At 72.4% G+C, this 15,429-nt stretch carries 16 protein-coding genes and 1 pseudogene; 8 read left to right on the forward strand and 9 right to left on the reverse strand.

Translation table 11 applies throughout. From position 1 onward, the window contains the following. Positions 1 to 25: 25 nt before the first annotated feature. The 3 genes from AC1MIR_RS17145 to xylF are packed head-to-tail and all read right to left on the reverse strand — an operon-like array spanning position 26 to position 3,128. Positions 26 to 808: an ATP-binding cassette domain-containing protein gene (locus tag AC1MIR_RS17145; protein ID WP_480029394.1), complete on the reverse strand. Its 783-nt coding sequence runs from the start codon at positions 806 to 808 to the stop codon at positions 26 to 28. Next, positions 805 to 2,091, reverse strand: coding sequence for a sugar ABC transporter permease (locus tag AC1MIR_RS17150; RefSeq protein ID WP_480029395.1), 1,287 nt, complete (start codon positions 2,089 to 2,091; stop codon positions 805 to 807). Before AC1MIR_RS17150 ends, AC1MIR_RS17145 begins: the two co-directional genes overlap by 4 nt. Then, complete coding sequence (gene xylF / locus AC1MIR_RS17155; RefSeq protein ID WP_480029396.1) at positions 2,088 to 3,128, reverse strand: D-xylose ABC transporter substrate-binding protein; 1,041 nt, start codon at positions 3,126 to 3,128, stop codon at positions 2,088 to 2,090. Before xylF ends, AC1MIR_RS17150 begins: the two co-directional genes overlap by 4 nt. Positions 3,129 to 3,335: 207 nt before the next feature. Here xylF and AC1MIR_RS17160 point away from each other — a divergent pair, with 207 nt between their 5' ends. The 5 genes from AC1MIR_RS17160 to AC1MIR_RS17180 all read left to right on the forward strand — a co-directional run bounded on the left by AC1MIR_RS17160 (position 3,336) and on the right by AC1MIR_RS17180 (position 7,919). Then, positions 3,336 to 4,418, forward strand: coding sequence for a hypothetical protein (locus tag AC1MIR_RS17160; RefSeq protein WP_480029397.1), 1,083 nt, complete (start codon positions 3,336 to 3,338; stop codon positions 4,416 to 4,418). Between the two features lie 36 nt (positions 4,419 to 4,454). Continuing rightward, positions 4,455 to 5,378, forward strand: coding sequence for an FkbM family methyltransferase (locus AC1MIR_RS17165; RefSeq protein ID WP_480029398.1), 924 nt, complete (start codon positions 4,455 to 4,457; stop codon positions 5,376 to 5,378). A 180-nt stretch (positions 5,379 to 5,558) separates the two neighbouring features. Then, the gene (locus AC1MIR_RS17170) at positions 5,559 to 6,767 is read left to right on the forward strand and encodes an MFS transporter (protein WP_480029399.1); all 1,209 of its coding nucleotides are present in this window, start codon (positions 5,559 to 5,561) and stop codon (positions 6,765 to 6,767) included. A gap of 79 nt (positions 6,768 to 6,846) precedes the next feature. Then, complete coding sequence (locus AC1MIR_RS17175) at positions 6,847 to 7,284, forward strand: hypothetical protein (protein WP_480029400.1); 438 nt, start codon at positions 6,847 to 6,849, stop codon at positions 7,282 to 7,284. Between the two features lie 2 nt (positions 7,285 to 7,286). Continuing rightward, positions 7,287 to 7,919: an aspartate/glutamate racemase family protein gene (locus AC1MIR_RS17180; RefSeq protein ID WP_480029401.1), complete on the forward strand. Its 633-nt coding sequence runs from the start codon at positions 7,287 to 7,289 to the stop codon at positions 7,917 to 7,919. Here AC1MIR_RS17180 and AC1MIR_RS17185 read toward each other — a convergent pair. The 5 genes from AC1MIR_RS17185 to AC1MIR_RS17205 all read right to left on the reverse strand — a co-directional run bounded on the left by AC1MIR_RS17185 (position 7,813) and on the right by AC1MIR_RS17205 (position 12,062). Then, complete coding sequence (locus AC1MIR_RS17185) at positions 7,813 to 9,000, reverse strand: M48 family metalloprotease (protein WP_480029402.1); 1,188 nt, start codon at positions 8,998 to 9,000, stop codon at positions 7,813 to 7,815. The genes AC1MIR_RS17180 and AC1MIR_RS17185 overlap by 107 nt on opposite strands. 4 nt (positions 9,001 to 9,004) lie before the next feature. Beyond that, a complete protein-coding gene (locus tag AC1MIR_RS17190) occupies positions 9,005 to 9,562 on the reverse strand; it encodes a LemA family protein (protein ID WP_480029403.1) in 558 nt (185 codons plus the stop codon). Positions 9,563 to 9,637: 75 nt separating this feature from the next. After that, on the reverse strand, positions 9,638 to 10,291 hold the full coding sequence (locus AC1MIR_RS17195) for a DsbA family oxidoreductase (RefSeq protein ID WP_480029404.1): 654 nt from the start codon (positions 10,289 to 10,291) through the stop codon (positions 9,638 to 9,640). Positions 10,292 to 10,302: 11 nt separating this feature from the next. Then, positions 10,303 to 11,469 (reverse strand): aminotransferase, encoded by a 1,167-nt coding sequence (locus AC1MIR_RS17200; protein WP_480029405.1) that lies wholly within the window; start codon positions 11,467 to 11,469, stop codon positions 10,303 to 10,305. Continuing rightward, complete coding sequence (locus tag AC1MIR_RS17205; RefSeq protein ID WP_480029406.1) at positions 11,466 to 12,062, reverse strand: DNA-3-methyladenine glycosylase family protein; 597 nt, start codon at positions 12,060 to 12,062, stop codon at positions 11,466 to 11,468. Before AC1MIR_RS17205 ends, AC1MIR_RS17200 begins: the two co-directional genes overlap by 4 nt. Positions 12,063 to 12,381: 319 nt before the next feature. On the opposite strand from AC1MIR_RS17205, the gene AC1MIR_RS17210 reads away from it, so the two are divergent. Together AC1MIR_RS17210 and AC1MIR_RS17215 are read left to right on the forward strand one after the other, a co-directional pair. After that, positions 12,382 to 13,116 carry a response regulator gene (locus tag AC1MIR_RS17210; RefSeq protein WP_480029407.1) on the forward strand — a complete coding sequence of 245 codons (735 nt, stop codon included), beginning with the start codon at positions 12,382 to 12,384 and terminating at the stop codon, positions 13,114 to 13,116. A 7-nt stretch (positions 13,117 to 13,123) separates the two neighbouring features. Continuing rightward, a complete protein-coding gene (locus AC1MIR_RS17215; protein WP_480029408.1) occupies positions 13,124 to 14,458 on the forward strand; it encodes an ATP-binding protein in 1,335 nt (444 codons plus the stop codon). A 98-nt stretch (positions 14,459 to 14,556) separates the two neighbouring features. Here AC1MIR_RS17215 and AC1MIR_RS17220 read toward each other — a convergent pair whose 3' ends face one another. Next, complete coding sequence (locus tag AC1MIR_RS17220; protein WP_480029409.1) at positions 14,557 to 14,760, reverse strand: hypothetical protein; 204 nt, start codon at positions 14,758 to 14,760, stop codon at positions 14,557 to 14,559. Positions 14,761 to 14,892: 132 nt separating this feature from the next. On the opposite strand from AC1MIR_RS17220, the pseudogene AC1MIR_RS17225 reads away from it, so the two are divergent. Continuing rightward, a pseudogene (locus tag AC1MIR_RS17225) lies at positions 14,893 to 15,429 on the forward strand (hypothetical protein); the annotation flags it as partial.

The following is a 15,429-nucleotide window of genomic DNA, read 5'->3' on the forward strand; positions in this document are numbered from 1 at the left end:
CCCCCGCACGCGGGGGAGGGCGATTTCAGGTCATTGCCCCCGGCCCGGGGATCGCGCCGGGCGGGCACTTGCCGAGGATGATCATCCCGAGCGCCTCGTCCTTGGTGATGTCGGCAACCCGCGCCGTCCCGACCAGGCGGCCGTTCTTCATCACGCTGATCCGGTCCGCCAGGTCGAAGACATCGTGGATGTCGTGGCTGATCAGGAAGATGCCGATGCCCTGCGTCTTCAGCTGCTTCACCAGCGCGCCCACCTGCGCCGTCTCGGCCGGGCCGAGCGCGGCCGTCGGCTCGTCCATGATCAGGATGCGCGCGTCGAAATGGATCGCGCGCGCGATCGCCACCGATTGCCGCTGCCCGCCCGAGAGCGCGCGCACCGGCTCCTTGAAGCGGCGGAAATGCGGGTTGAGCCGGCCCATCACCTCCCGCGTCGCCGCCTCCATCGCCGCGTCGTCCAGCGTGCCCCAACGCGTCAGCAACTCGCGCCCGAGAAAGATGTTCGCCGCGGCGTCGAGATTGTCGGCCAGCGCCAGCGTCTGGTAGATCGTCTCGATGCCGTAGCGGCGGGCATCGCGCGGCGAGTGGATATGCGCGGTCTCGCCCCGCACCCGGATCTCGCCGGAATCCGCGCGATAGGCGCCGGACAGCACCTTGATCAGCGTGGACTTGCCCGCGCCGTTGTGGCCGAGCAGCCCGACCACCTCGCCTTCGTGCAGGTCCACGCTCGCGCCGTCCACGGCCTTGATGCCGCCGAAGGCGAGGTGGATGTCGTCCATCTCGACGAGCGGCACGCCTCCGTCCGCGCTCACCGGATGCGCCTCCGATAGACGTTGTCCAGCCAGACCGCGAACACGAGCACCACCCCGACGACGATGTTCTGCATCGGCGCGTCCACGCCCAGCAGCACCATGCCCGATTGCAGGCTCTGCATCACCAGCGCGCCGAGCATCGCGCCCGCCACCGTGCCGGCGCCGCCGGCAAGCGAGGTGCCGCCGATCACCGCGGCCGCGATCACATAGAGCTCGTCCAGCGATCCGGCGGCATTCGTCGCCGCGTTCAGCCGCGCGGTGGAGATGCAGGCGGCGATCCCGCACAATGCGCCCATCAGGGCGAAGACCATCATGATGGTGCGCCGGGTGTTGATGCCCGAGAGCTCGGCCGCTTCCGGGTTGCCGCCGATGGCGAAGACCGCGCGGCCGAAGCGCGTGCGCAGCGCCAGCACGGTGATGACGATGCCGACGGCGATCGCGACCAGGACGGGGATCGCCAGCCCATGCGCGATGAAGGTGCCGGGCACCCAGGTGCCGCCCGCCTGCTCGACCAGGCGCCGCGCGATGCCGACCGGCAGCGGGTAGGAATTCGCCACCAGTACCGCACCCAGCACCACGCCCACCGCCAGCACCGCGACAGTCGCCTCGGCCCAGGCGGGCCGCACCGGGAAGCCGAAGCCGATGCGACGGCGCCGCGAGGCGATCAGCGCAGCCAGGATGGCCGCGCAGGCGAGGCCGCCGATGATCCAGGACGCCGTCGCGCCGATCGCGCCCTCGATCCCGCCGCCGAGGCGCCGGAAGCGCATGTCCATCGGCGCCACGGTCTGGCCCTGCGTCACCCACCAGGCAGCGCCGCGCCACACCAGCAGCCCACCCAGCGTGACGATGAAGGAGGGGATGGCGAGCCAGGCGATCAGCGCGCCCTGCAGCATGCCGATCGCCCCGCCGACGAGCACCGCGGCGAAGACCGCGATGATCCAGGTGGCGGGGTTCTCGAGGCCGAGGATCTCCGGCAGCAGCCGCGCCTGCAGCACGCCGATGAGCATGCCGGTCACGCCGAGGATCGCGCCAACCGACAGGTCGATGTTGCGGGTGACGATGACCAGCACCATCCCGCAGGCCATCACCGCGATGGAGGCGGTCTGGACCGACAGGTTCCACAGGTTGCGCGGCGTCAGGAAGGCGCCGCCCGAGAGCAGGTCGAACCCGATCCAGATGGCCGCCAGCGCGGCAAGCATGCCGACGAGGCGCGGATCGACCTCCAGCGCGCGCAGCGCGGCCCCGGAACTCCCGCCGAGGCCGCGCGTGGCGGTGGCGCTCATCCGCAGGCCGGGACGCGACCCGCGGGAACGCCCTGGCACACCGCATCGCGCGGCGCCCAGCCGCCTTCGATGACGAGGCCCAGATTCTCCTTCGTGATCGGCTGCGGACGCAGGAACAGCGCGGTCATGTTCGCCCGCGACGGGCCCTGGTTCCACTGCACGGCGCCCGGGACCTCGTTCAGCCGCGCCCCGCCGGCGAGGCGCACGGCGATCTCGCCGGCCGCCTTGCCGAGGTCGCGCGCATCCTTCCAGATCGTCACCGTCTGCGTGCCGAGCGCGATGCGATTGAGCGCCGCGCGGTCGGCATCCTGGCCGGAGACCGGCACGCTGCCCGCCAGCCCCTGCGCGGCGAGGGCTGCGATCGCGCCGCCCGCGGTGCCGTCATTGGCGGCGACCACGGCATCCACGCGGTTGTTGTTCCGGGTCAGGATCTGCTCCATGTTGCGCTGCGCATTGGCCGGCAGCCACCCATCCGTGAAGGCCTCGCCCACATTGCGGATGCGCCCGGCATCGATCGCGGGCTTCAGCACCTCCATGCTGCCCTGGTACAGGAAGCCGGCATTGGGATCGGCGCTGCTGCCCTTGATGAAGGCGTAGTTGCCCTCGGGCTTCGCCGCCTGGATGGCGCGGGCCATCATGCGGCCGACCTCGACATTGTCGAAGGTCAGGTAGAAGGCGCGCGGATCCTCGATCAGCCGGTCGTAACCGATCACGGCCACACCCTCGTTCAGGGCGCGGTCCACCGCCGGGCGCACCGCCTGCGCATCCTGCGCCAGCACGATCAGCGCCTTCACGCCGCGCGCCAGCAGGCTCTCGATATCGGCAAGCTGCTTCGTCGGATTGGACTGGGCATCGGCCGAGAGATAGGTCGCACCGCCTGCGCGCAGCGCCGCCTGGATCGCCGCCTCATCGGTCTTCCAGCGCTCTTCCTGGAAGTTCGACCAGGACACGCCGATCGCCGTGCCCCGCTGTGCGCGGGCGAGGCCGGGAATGGCAAGCAGGCCGCCCGCGGCGGCAATCAGGTGGCGACGGCGCATGGTGGAAACTCCTCCCCAGGATCGGCGAAGGTTCCTGCCCCGCCGCGTATGGCCGCATTGGACGGCGCGCGCGCGCGACGCGTCAAGCGGAGTCTGGCATCGGGGGCCGGCGGCACGCAGGGGCGGCGCCGGCGCCGCGGGGTTGCGGGCGGCCGCGCGCTGTGATGGAACCCGGGCGGGCGCCGCGAGCGGCGCCGGAGGAGCCGGATGTCGGATCACGAGGAGGGGCGCGCGGGCGACGCCGCGGCAGACGCCGCGCCCCCGCCCAAGGGCGTTTCGCGCGAGGCCGTGGAGTGGGGTTTCCGGCTGCTGGCCGGTCGCGCGCCGGTCAGTCCCGCCGAGGTCGAAGCCTTCAAGGCCCTGCCCGACCTCGATGCGCTCCGCCGCGCCTTCACGAACACAGAGAGCTTCCACGAGTTCTTCGATTCGGTCCTGAACGGCTTTCCGACCTACACGGTGCCGCTGTTCCTGCTGCGCCCCCCGGCCTCGGCAGCACTCGACTGGCGCTTCGCCCCGCCCGATCTCGAGCAGCCGGGATCGCAGCTCTGCACCGCCTCGCAATTCGCCGACCCGGCCTTCGCCGAGATCATCGAAGCCATCGGATTGCGCCCGTCGCGCACGCGCGCGAAGTGGGAGCATGCCTGGATCGTCTCCGTGCTGGCGACGGAGGGCCTGATCGCGCCGGGCCGCCGCGGCCTCGCGATCGAGGCGGGGCGCGAGCGCATCGCCGCCCTGCTCGCCTCGCGCGGCGCCGAGATGCTGGCGATCGGCGGCGAGAGCGGCGACGAACGCGCGATCGAGGCGCGGCGCAGCCGGCTGTTCTACCCCGAGATCATCACGCTCGAGGAGTTCGACCAGCTGGTGCGCTTCGCCGCCTTCGAGCCCACCGCGATCGGCAGCTTCCCCCCGGACAGCATGGATTTCTGCTTCTCCCTCGGCATGCCGGGGCGGCTGCGTTCGATCGAGGCCACGCTCGCCTTCCTCGAGGCGAGCCTCGCGCCGCTGCGTCCCGGCGGCCTCGCGCTGCACTGCCTCGACTTCAACCTCACCTCGGACAGGACCACCTGGGAATTGCCGAACCTGGTCATCCTGCGGCGCTGCGACATCGAGGCGCTGGCCGAGCGGCTGGCGCCCGCGGGCCATCGCATCCTCGCCTTCAACACGCATCCGGGCGCCGAGGCGATGGACGAGCAGGTGGCGGCGGCGCCGACCAGCACGCGCGGCCATCGCCAGCGCCACGGCATCGTCGTGGCGACCTCCTTCGGCCTTGCCATCCGCAAGGCCGGCTGACCCACCCAACCCTGAAGCAAGGACGTGCCCGTCGCGATGCTCAAGCGCCTCCTCGGCCGACGCGGCCCGCCGCAACCGACCAGCCGGCAGGTGCTGCAGCGCCTGGAGGAGCTGTCGGCGCAGCTCGCACGGATGGAGAGCCGCAGCGAGCCTTTCTTCCGCACCGCGACGACCTGGCTCGGCGACGACACGGCGCTGACGCTGCTGCACGGGCGGATCCTGATGTATGTGGACACGCGGGGCACCGACCTCGTGCCGCACATCATGATGTTCGGCATCTGGGAGCCGAACTACACGAACCTGTTCTGGCGCCTGATCCGGCCCGGCGACACGGTGTTCGACATCGGCGCGCATCTCGGCGTCTATGCGCTGCTGGCGTGCTCCGCGCTCGCGGCGACAGGCCAGGTGCATGCCTTCGAGCCGAACCCGCGCTTCGCCGGGCTGCTCGCGCGCTCGCTGGCGGTGAACGGGTTCGGCGGCCACGCCAAGGTGCACAACCTCGCGGTCGGCGCCGCGGAAGGCCGGTCCGAGCTGCGCTTCTCCTGGGAGTACGCGGGCGGGGGGCATCTCGCCACGCCGGCCGGCCAGGCGGCTCCGGGGGTGGAGACGGTGCCCTGCCGGGTCGTGGCGCTCGACGATCTCTACCCCGATCCCGACTTCCGCGTGGATGTCATCAAGATGGACGTGGAGGGCACGGAGACCCAGGCGGTGCAGGGCATGGCGCGCCTGCTCGCGCGCTCGCCGCGGGTGCGGGTCATGTTCGAATTCTCCCCCGGCCTGCAGAGGGCGCACGGATCGAGCGCCGCGGAGCTGATCGGCCTGCTGGAGGGGATGGGCTTCGCCTTCTGGACCATCGGCGCCGATGCGGGCATCACCCCCGTCCCGGCGGCGGAGCTCGCGGCCCGCACCGACGACATCGTGAACATCCTGGCCGCCCGCGGTGATCCTTTCGCTGCGTAGCGCCTGATCCGGGCGGACAGGATCGCCGAACCGGCGCATCGGTCACCCGGATGAGCGCAACGACATGATCCAGGGTAACCGGTGATGCTCTGGCAGCCATGCGCCCGGCGGGCTTCCGGATGCGTTGAATCGCGGCCTCCCCGATGGGAAGGTACTCGGCGAACGACCGTGGAGCTCCCGATGTCCATCCGGTCCATGCCGGCCGCCGCCGGCGTGCTGATCGCCTGCGGCGTGCTGGCCGCCGCGCTGGCCAACGGCCTGCGCCAGTCCTTCGGGCTCTTTCTCGCCCCGATGACCACCGCGTATGGCTGGACGGCCTCCGGCTTCGCCTTCGCCATCGCGCTCTCGGTGCTGCTGAACGGCATCTTCCAGCCGCTCTGCGGCCAGATCGCGGACCGCATCGGCGGGCGGACGGTCGTCATGGGTGGCGCGGTGCTCTACGCCGTCGGAATCCTCGGCATGGCCTTCGCCGACAGCATGGCGGTCTTCACCTTCTTCGCCGGGGTGGTGATGGGGCTTGCGGTCTCCGCCGCCGGGATGCCGGTGATCATCGCCTCCCTCACCCGGCTGTTGCCGGAGACCCAGCGCGGGCGCGCCGTCGGGCTCGGCACGGCCGGGTCCTCCTTCGGGCAGTTCCTGGTGGTGCCGCTGGCCGGCTTCGGCATCGCGGGCTTCGGCTGGCAATGGACGCTGCTGCTGCTGGCCGCCGCCGCGCTGCTGATGATCCCGCTCGCCGCGCCGCTGGCCGACCGCCCGCCGCCCAAGGCCGCCGCCACCGAGGAGACGGCGCGCCAGGCGCTCTCCCGCGCGCTCCGCACGCCGACCTTCTGGTTCCTGTTCTTCGGCTTCTTCGTCTGCGGCCTGCATGTCTCCTTCCTCAGCGTCCACCTGCCGGGCTTCGTGCACAGCTGCGGGCTGCCGGTGGCGGTGGGGGCGGGGGCGATCGCCCTCATCGGGCTGTTCAACATCGCGGGATCGCTCGCGGCCGGAGAACTGGCGCAGCGCTGGCGGCGACGCGAGCTTCTCGTCCTGATCTATGCCGCGCGTGGCGTGCTGATGGCCGGCTTCATGGCGCTGCCCAAGACCACCGAGACGGTCCTGCTGTTCTCGGCGCTGATGGGCATCCTGTGGCTCTCGACCATACCGCCCACCGTGGCGCTGGTGGCGCGGAACTTCGGCACGCGCTGGCTGGCGACGCTGTTCGGGATTGTCTATCTCGGCCACCAGATCGGCGGCTTCACCGGCGCCTGGCTCGGCGGGCTGATCCTCGACCGCACCGGGTCCTACGACCTGATGTGGACCATCGGCATTCTCGCCGCAGCCTTCGCCGCGCTGATCCACATGCCGGTGAAGGACCCCGCCCCGGCCGCCGCACCGGCCCGGGCGTGACGGGCGGGCGGTAGTCCTCCCTGCGCGAGGGGCGTATGAGGGAGGTCGGGATCGCGGGGGGCATGGCATGCGACGCTGGATGCTTGTGGCGGCTCTGTTGCTGGTGCTCGGCGGCAGTTCGACCGCCCAGCAGGGCGGGCTGCCGCCGCATGCCTGGGTGTTCGGCTCCTGGACGGGCGGCATCTTCCCGCCCGGCGACGGCGTCGGCGCGCGCTGCTTCGGCCAGCCCACGGTGATCTTCATGCGCGACGTGGTGCTGCGCGCCTCGCCGCTCGACGTCGCCTATCGCCAGCGTCTGCTCGAGACGGTGGCCGCCGAGCCCGATGCGCTGGAGATGCGCTTCCTGCCCGCCCCGCCGCAGAACACCCCCTTTGGCGCGCGGATGCCGAGCGATGTCGGCTTCGGCTGCCCCGGCGGGCCGAACACGTTGCGCGTGGAGCGCCGGGGCCCGAACGAGATCGTCTTCCCCGACTGCGCCGAATTCCCCTCTCCCCTCCGCCGCTGCATCCCGGAGTGACGATGCGCATCGCGCTGATCCACGCGCTGCGGCACTCGCCGCCGCCGATCGAGGCCGCCTTCGCCGGGATCTGGCCCGAGGCGCGGCTGATGAACCTGCTGGATGACAGCCTCTCGGCCGACCTCGCCCGCGAAGGGCGCCTGAACGAGGCGATGACGCAGCGCTTCCTGACGCTGGCGCGCTACGCCGCCGGCACCGGCGCGCAGGGCATCCTGTTCTCCTGCTCCGCCTTCGGCCCCTGCATCGAGGCCTGCGCGCGCGACCTGGCGCCGATGCCCGTGCTCAAGCCCAACGAGGCGGCGATCGAGGAGGTGGTCGGCCATGGAAGCCGGATCGGCCTGCTGGCGACCTTCCCCGGCACGCTCTCGTCCATGCCGCCGGAATTCCCGCCGGGCGTGGCCGTCGTGCCCTGCCTGGCGGAGGGCGCGATGGCCGCGCTCGATGCTGGCGACCCGGAGCGGCACGATCGCCTGGTGGAGCAGGCGGCGCCCGCGCTGCGCGACTGCGACGCCATTCTGCTCGGCCAGTTCAGCCTGGCCCGCGCGGCCCCCATGGTTGCCAGGGCGACCGGCCGGCCGGTGGTGACGACCCCGGGGAGCGCTGTCCGGAAGCTGCGCCGCCTGCTGGAGGGGTGACCGCCTCGGTCCAGAGCGGTTCCTGCGCCCCAGCCTCTGCCGGTGCAGCCTCGGCCGGCAGGTCGGGCAGCTTGCCGGGATCATGCCCGCCGGCGTAGCGCACCAGCGCTGCAACGCGCGCCTCCACCGGCGGATGGGTCGCGAACCAGCCCATCGCGCGCGACAGCTTCGCATCGTGCAGGAACAGCGCCCGCACCTGCTCCGGCACCTCCGTGAGACCCGGCTTCTGCTCGACCTTCCGCAGGGCGGAGATCATCGCATCCGGGTCCTGGGTGAAGTCCACGGCGCCGGCGTCCGCGAGGTATTCGCGGTTGCGCGACAGCGCCATGCGCAGCACCAGCGCCAGCAGATGCGCCAGCACCGCGATGAGGATGGCGATCGCGATGAGCGCCAGCACCACGAGCCCGCCCCCGCCGCCGCTGCGGTTCGAGGAGGAAGACGAGGAGGAGCGGCTGCGGCCGCCGATGCGCGTGAAGCGCATCAGCCGCAGCCCTTTCCAGACGGAGTCGGTCACCAGCGTGATCACGCCGACGAAGACCGCCGCGATCACACCGAGCCGCGCATCGCCGTTGCGGATATGCGCCAACTCATGCCCGATCACGGCGGAAAGCTCGCGGTCGTCCAGCGCCTCCATCAGCCCCCGCGTCACCGTCACGCCGGCCTTCTTCGGCGTGAGGCCGGAGGCGAAGGCGTTGCGCGCCGGCGTCTCGATCACGGCCAGGCGCGGCATGGTCATGCCGCGGCTGATGCAGAGCGCCTCGGTCAGCTTCCAGAGCCGCGGCTCGTCGCGCGGGTCGGCCACGCGCTTCGCGCCGGTGACGAGGTCGAGGATGCGGTTGTGGCTGAACCACGCGATCGCGAACCAGATGGCGGCGACGAGCAGCGCCAGCGGGACGATGCCGGGCAGCAGTTGCGCCGCCTGCCACAGGCCGTCCTGCACCGTCGGCGCGTTGCCGGCGACGAGCAGCAGCGCGAGCGCATAGCCCATCATCGCCAGCAGCAGCGGGAAGCCCGCCAGCAGCAGCAGGGAGCGGAGCGCGGTGTTCCAGGCGTGGGTGCGAAGGCCCGTCGCCGGAAGCATCGCGTCAGAACTTCACGCCCGGCGGGGTCTGCACCGCGGCGCGCTCATTCGCCTCCAGCTCGAAGAAGCCGCGCGGCGTGAAGCCGAGGCTGCCGGCGAAGAACACCGCGGGGATGGACTGGATCGCCGCGTTGAACTCCGCGACCGCGTTGTTGAAGAAGCGCCGCGCGGCGGCGATTTTTGTCTCCAGCGCCGACAGCTCGCCCTGCAGCGATAGAAAATTCTGGTTCGCCTTGAGGTCGGGATAGGCTTCCGAGAGCGCGAACAGGCGTGACAGCGCGCCGGTGAGCTGGCCTTCCGCCGCGGCCGCGGCTTCCGGGCCATGCGCGTTGACCGCGCTGTTGCGCGCCTGGATCACGGCATCGAGCGTGCCGCGCTCATGCGCCGCATAGCCCTTCACCGTCTCGACCAGGTTCGGGATCAGGTCGTGGCGCTGCTTGAGCTGCACCTCGATATCGGCCCAGGACTGGCCGACGGTCTGCCGCAGGCTGACGAGCCGGTTGTAGACCATGACCAGCCACAGCAGCAGCAGGACGATCAGGCCGAGAATCACCCATTCCATGCTTGTCGGTCCCCCCGGTGTTTGGTGTGCGTCAGGTCTGTTTCCTGCGCGAACGGCCGCGCCCGACCGTCGCCATCACGCCGCCTTCTCGCGCTGCGACAGGATGGCATCCGCCTGCCGGAACGCCTCCGCCATGCGCGGCCCCGGCATCGCGCCGCTGAACAGCAGGTGGCGGTCCATCAGGAAGCTCGGCACGCCGCTGATGCCGCCGCGGCGCGCGGCCATGTCCTCGGCCAGCACGGCATCGCGATGCTCCTCGCCGGCCAGCATCGCCGCCATGCCGGGCAGGCCGGCCTCCGCCGCAACCGCATTGAGCACCGCGGCATCGCCGATGTCGCGGCCCTGGTGGAAATAGGCCCGGAACAGCGCATCCACGACCGGCTGCTGCACGCCGGCCTGTTCCGCCGCGCGGATCACGCGATGCGCGGCCACGGTGTTCGGCGTGCGCAGCATCAGGTCGTGGCGGAAATCCAGCCCCGCGGCACGGCCGGCTTCGGCGACCTGCGCATCCAGCTCCTTCCCGCGCTCGACCGAGCCGAACTTCTGGGCGCGATAGGTGGCGCGCTCCACGCCTTCCTCCGGCATGTCGGGATTGAGCTGGAAGGGCTTCCAGCGCACGCGGAACTCCAGCCCGTCGCGCGCGAGCTCGGCCAGCGCTGCATCGAGATGCGCCTTGCCGATCCAGCACCAGGGGCAAATGGCGTCGGAGATCACATCAATCGTTCGCATCGGGTTCTCCGTCACGAGAAGGTTGCGAGCCGGGCCGGCACCTGCGCCAGCACGGGCTCGGCGGCATTGGCGAAGGCCAGCCGCAGATGGCGATCCTGCCCGGGCCCGAAGAAGGGGCCCGGCAGCGTCATCAGCCCCTGCTCCGCCGCCAGGATTTCCGACGCGCGCATGGCGTCCGGCGCAGAGTCCGGCAGGCGGAGGAAGGCGAAATAGGTGCCGATCGCATCCAGCCGCCAGCCCGGCAGCTGGGAGACCGCGTCGCGGAAGAAGGCGGCGCGGTCGGCCATCAGCGCGCGATTGCCGGCCCGCCAGTCGCGCAGCGCCGGGATCGCCCAGGCCAGCGCCGCCTGGGGCGGGCGCGGCGGACAGATCTGGAAGGTGTCGAAGGCCTTGTCGAGCTCCGCCATCACCGCCGGCCCGGCAACGACGGCGCCGACGCGATGCCCCGGCACGCAATAGGCCTTGGAGAAGGAATAGAGGTGCAGCAGCACCCTGCCCCAGTCTGGGTCCTCGAACAGCGCATGCGGCGGCACGCGGTCCTCGGGCAGGAAGTCGCGATAGGTCTCGTCGAGCACCAGCGCCGCGCCATGCCGGCGGCAGAGCGAAGCGACCTGCTCGATCACCGCCGCCGGGTAGATCGCGCCGGTCGGGTTGTTGGGCGTCACCAGCACCACGGCGCGCGGGCGATGCGCCGCCAGCAGCGCAGCGATTTGCGCGGGGTCGGGCACGAAGCCGTCCTCGGGCCGGGTCGGAACGGGGATGGTTCGCACGCCCTGCATGGTCAGCGCCATGTGGTGATTGAAATACCACGGCGTCGGCAGCAGCACCGCCTCGCCCTCCGCCGCCAGCACCTGCATCGCCATGGCGAAGGCGAGGTTGCAGCCGGCGGTGATCGCGACGGCGGAGGCCGGGATCGGCGCGCGGTAGAAGGCCGAGACATCCTCCGCCAGCGCCTCCCGCAGGGCCGCGTCGCCGGCGATCGGGCCGTATCCCGCGCCCGACGCGCTGCCGGCGGCCTCCGCCAGCTTGGCCAGCAGCACCGGCGGCGGCGGGTAGCCCGGCACGGCCTGCGTGAGGTCGAGCGCCGGGCCGGCGCGGCCGTCGTAGCGCGCGGCCCAGGCACGGGCGGCGGGGATGGGCGGGACATCGGTGGCGCGGATGCGGCTCGACAGGATCATGCGGGGTCCAGCGTCGCGCGTTTCGTGTGATGCAGCCAGTGGTGCCAGAGCAGCCGGGCCGCGACCGACCGCCACGGCGCCCAGTCGGCCGCGATCGCCTCCATCGCCCGCGCATCGGGCCGCGCCGGCATGCCGCGCAGCTGCGCCGCCGCCGCCTGCAGCGCCAGGTCGCCGACCGGGAACACGTCCGGTCGCTCATGCGAGAACAGCAGATGCACCTCCGCCGTCCAGCGGCCGATCCCCTTCACCCGGCAGAGCGCCGCCACGGCTTCCGCATCCGGCATCGCGTGCAGCCGGTCGAGCGGCAGGGACCCGTCCAGGATGGCTTCGGCCAGCGCGCGGGCATGGCGCACCTTCTGGCGCGTCAGCCCGCCCTCGAGGCCGACGCGCTCCGGATCGAGCGCGAGGAAGCCCGCCGGCGTCGTCGCGCCCGGCAGGGAAGAGACGCGCCGCCAGATGGCGAAGGCGGCCTCGTTGGAAACGAGCTGGGCGCAGATCGCCCGGAGGAGGCCGGGAAAGCCGGCCGGCCGCACGATCCAGGGCAGCGGCCCGGCGCGGTCCTCGATGCCGGCGAAGATGGCGTCGCGCCGCACGAGATCCCGCGCGGCATCGCGGACCCAGTCGGGGGGATGGGGAAAAGAGGGCGGCGGGGACAGGTGGGAGAACATCCCCGCCGCCAGTACACGAGGCCGCCCCGGGGCAGGAGGGGGGTCGTTTCGCCGCGGCGCCTAGTCTGCCGCGGCCCGATGCGGCCCGTGTTGGCGAAAGGATGGGGGACCAACGTAACCGGCCGAAGGGCCATGCGGTGAGCAAGTGCAACAGCATGTTGCAGCCGCCGCCGCCGTGACGGGGCGAAACAATGGCCTGTCGAAGCAGCCTTCGGCCGCCGCCCGGGCGCGCTATGTTGCGGAGATGGACGCCACCTCGCACCCGCACATCCTGGTCGTGGACGACGATCGCGAGATCCGCGACCTGCTCGGGAAGTTCCTGGAGAAGCAGTCCTTCCGCGTCACCACCGCGCGCGACGCGCGGGAGGCGCGGAAGCTCTGGCCGCTCGGGCGCTACCACCTAGTGGTGCTGGACCTGATGATGCCGGGCGAATCGGGGCTGGACTTCGCCCGCTGGCTGCGCGGCCAGTCCGAGGTGCCGCTCGTCATGCTGACCGCGATGGGCGAGGAGACCGACCGGATCGTGGGCCTCGAACTCGGCGCCGACGACTATGTCGCCAAGCCCTTCAACCCGCGCGAGTTGCTGGCGCGCATCCGCGCCGTGCTGCGCCGCGCCACCGCCGACAGCTCCACCGGCTCGCCCTCCGGCGAGCCGCCGGCCAAGCAGATCCGCTTCTCCGGCTGGGTCCTGGAGCCGGCGCGGCGCCGTCTGGTGAACCCGCAGGGCGTCGAGGTGCCGCTGACCGGCGGCGAATACGAGCTGCTGATCGCGCTGGTCGAGCGGCCGAACCGGGTGCTCACGCGCGACATGCTGATGGACCTGCTGCGCGGCCGCCAGGCCGGGCCTTTCGACCGCGCGATCGACGTCGCGGTCAGCCGGCTGCGCCGCAAGCTGGAGGATGACGGGCGCAACCCGCAGCTGATCAAGACCGTGCGCGGCGGCGGCTATGTGCTGGCCACCGCGGTGGAACGGGGCTGAGCCGGCGGTGAAGCGCCTGCTGCCCCGTTCGCTCGCCGGGCGGACCGCGCTGTTCCTGCTGCTCGGCCTGGTGCTGGTCCAGGTGGCCGGGCTCACCATCCACGCGCTGGACCGGGTGGACCTGCAGCGATTCCAGCAGGGGCGCGAGGTGTCGCAGCGCAGCTACGCCGTGTGGCGGACGATGCTGGTGACGCAGCCCGACCGCCGCGCGGCGGTGCTCGGCGACCTCGACCTGCCGCCCGGCCTGCGCGCCAGCTACGACAGCGAGCCCATCGCGCGGCTCGACAACCCGCCGCCGCCGGTGCCGATCAACCGGCTGCTCCGCGTCGAGTCGGTGATGTCGGCGCCGCCGCGGCTGCGCCCGCGGGAGATGATCGTCTCCGGCTCGTACCGGCCGGGCGTGATGCTGGCGAGCCTGCGCTTCCCGGATGCCGGCTGGCTCAACCTGCGGATCGAATTGCCGCCGCCCCGGCCCTGGCATTCCGCGACCTTCCTGGCCTCCTTCGTGCTGATGACGCTCGCCGCGGCCGGCCTCACGCTCTGGGCGGTGCGGCGCCTGACCCGGCCGGTGCGCGACCTGGCGGCAGCCGCGGACCGGCTCGGGCGCGACGTGAACGCCCCGCCGCTGCCGGAGAACGGGCCGACCGAGGTCGCCACCGCCGCCCACGCCTTCAACACCATGGCCGAGCGCATCCGCCGCTTCGTTAGCGACCGCACCCAGATGCTGGCGGCGATCGGCCATGACCTGAAGACCCCGATCACCCGGCTGAAGCTGCGCGCCGAGCTGCTCGACGACGACGAGCAGCGCCGCAAGATCATCGCCGATCTCGAGGAGATGGAGGCGATGATCGCGGCGACGCTGGCCTTCGCCCGGGACGACGCGGCGGCCGAGCCCTCGGTCCCGCTCGACCTGGCGGCGCTGTGCCGCACCGTGCTGGACGAGGCGGCGGATGCGAACCCCGAGCTCGGCGACAAGGTCGCCTATCAGGGACCGGAGCACCTGACGGTGCGGGCGCGGCCGGTGGCGCTGAAGCGGGCGCTGGCCAACCTGGTGGGGAATGCCGTGGCCTATGGCGGCGCGGCGCGGCTGGCGCTGGAGAAGGCGGCGCCGGCGCAGATCCGCATCGCCATCGACGATGACGGGCCGGGCGTGCCGGAGGACGAGCTGGAAGGCGTGTTCCAGCCCTTCCGGCGGCTTGAGAGCAGCCGCAACCGGGAGACCGGCGGCACCGGCCTCGGCCTGCCGATCGCCCGCAACATCCTGCGCGCGCATGGCGGCGACGTGGTGCTGCACAACCGGCCGGGCGGCGGGCTCAGCGCGCTGGCGACCCTGCCGGCGTAAGGCGACCCGATGGCCGGAGGGCCGGGGGTCTGAGCCGGGCCGCGCGCCATGCAGGCCGTCCGGTGTGGGCGGTTTCGGACAAAGTGCCGGCGGCCGCCTCAGGGGACCATCAGCCGCAGCGTGATCTCGCCGGCCGCCCAGCTCGCGGTCAGGCCGATCAGCGACCAGCGCATCGCCTCGCGCCACCAGGGCGCGGGCGGCGCGGCGGGGATCCAGCGGAAATTCGGCGGCGCCGGGATGCGCAGCTCGAAGGGGATGTCGGCGGCCTCGGACGGACCGGCGGCGGTCAGGGGCTGTCTCATGGGAGAGAGTAGAACAAAATATGAACTTCGATGCAAGAGACTTATTCGCACCCCCGGCAGCGCATCGTCGGCTTTCCTCTGGACGGGCCGGCCAGGGCGCAAGAACATGTCGGCCGAGGAAGGGAGACCCAGATGGCCGATGACCCGATGCGCTCGCCCCTGCGGCGACGACTGCTCGTGTTGCGGTTGGCGGCGCTGGGTGGTGGCGCCGCCTTGCCGGGCGTCGCGGCCGCGCAGGGCACGAAGTCGGGTGGCGGCGGCGTGCCGGAGCCTGGCGGCAAGGGTGGCGCGGCGCCTTCGCGGCCCGCGCCCCCGCCAAGGGCGCGCAGCGGCCTGACCGACAACGACCCTTCCGACGACCCGGGCAATGGCCGCGGCGGCGGGCAGCGCGGGCCGCAGCAGCAGGGCGCGAGCGACAACGATCCCTCCGACCCGCCCGGCCAGGGCCGCGGCGGCGGACAGCGCGCCCCGCAGCAGGGCGGCACCAGCGACAACGACCCCTCCGACCCGCCCGGCCAGGGCCGCGGCGGCGGGCAGCGGGCGCCGCAGCAGGGCGGCACCAGCGACAACGACCCCTCCGACCCGCCCGGCCAGGGCCGCGGCGGCGCGCAGCGGGCGCCGCCGCCGGGCGGCGGGCGCGCCCCCGGCCCCCCCCCCCCCCCCCCCCCC

This window comes from Falsiroseomonas sp. RANM36 (assembly GCF_056682175.1).

Coding starts and splice junctions, on each gene's coding strand:
- AC1MIR_RS17175 (WP_480029400.1), top strand. CDS start 6,847: ATGCTTGTGGCGGCTCTGTTGCTGGTGCTCGGCGGCAGTTCGACCGCC.
- AC1MIR_RS17185 (WP_480029402.1), bottom strand. CDS start 9,000: ATGCTTCCGGCGACGGGCCTTCGCACCCACGCCTGGAACACCGCGCTC.
- AC1MIR_RS17150 (WP_480029395.1), bottom strand. CDS start 2,091: ATGAGCGCCACCGCCACGCGCGGCCTCGGCGGGAGTTCCGGGGCCGCG.
- AC1MIR_RS17180 (WP_480029401.1), top strand. CDS start 7,287: ATGCGCATCGCGCTGATCCACGCGCTGCGGCACTCGCCGCCGCCGATC.
- AC1MIR_RS17220 (WP_480029409.1), bottom strand. CDS start 14,760: ATGAGACAGCCCCTGACCGCCGCCGGTCCGTCCGAGGCCGCCGACATC.
- xylF (WP_480029396.1), bottom strand. CDS start 3,128: ATGCGCCGTCGCCACCTGATTGCCGCCGCGGGCGGCCTGCTTGCCATT.
- AC1MIR_RS17195 (WP_480029404.1), bottom strand. CDS start 10,291: ATGCGAACGATTGATGTGATCTCCGACGCCATTTGCCCCTGGTGCTGG.
- AC1MIR_RS17165 (WP_480029398.1), top strand. CDS start 4,455: ATGCTCAAGCGCCTCCTCGGCCGACGCGGCCCGCCGCAACCGACCAGC.
- AC1MIR_RS17200 (WP_480029405.1), bottom strand. CDS start 11,469: ATGATCCTGTCGAGCCGCATCCGCGCCACCGATGTCCCGCCCATCCCC.
- AC1MIR_RS17190 (WP_480029403.1), bottom strand. CDS start 9,562: ATGGAATGGGTGATTCTCGGCCTGATCGTCCTGCTGCTGCTGTGGCTG.
- AC1MIR_RS17170 (WP_480029399.1), top strand. CDS start 5,559: ATGTCCATCCGGTCCATGCCGGCCGCCGCCGGCGTGCTGATCGCCTGC.
- AC1MIR_RS17210 (WP_480029407.1), top strand. CDS start 12,382: ATGGACGCCACCTCGCACCCGCACATCCTGGTCGTGGACGACGATCGC.
- AC1MIR_RS17160 (WP_480029397.1), top strand. CDS start 3,336: ATGTCGGATCACGAGGAGGGGCGCGCGGGCGACGCCGCGGCAGACGCC.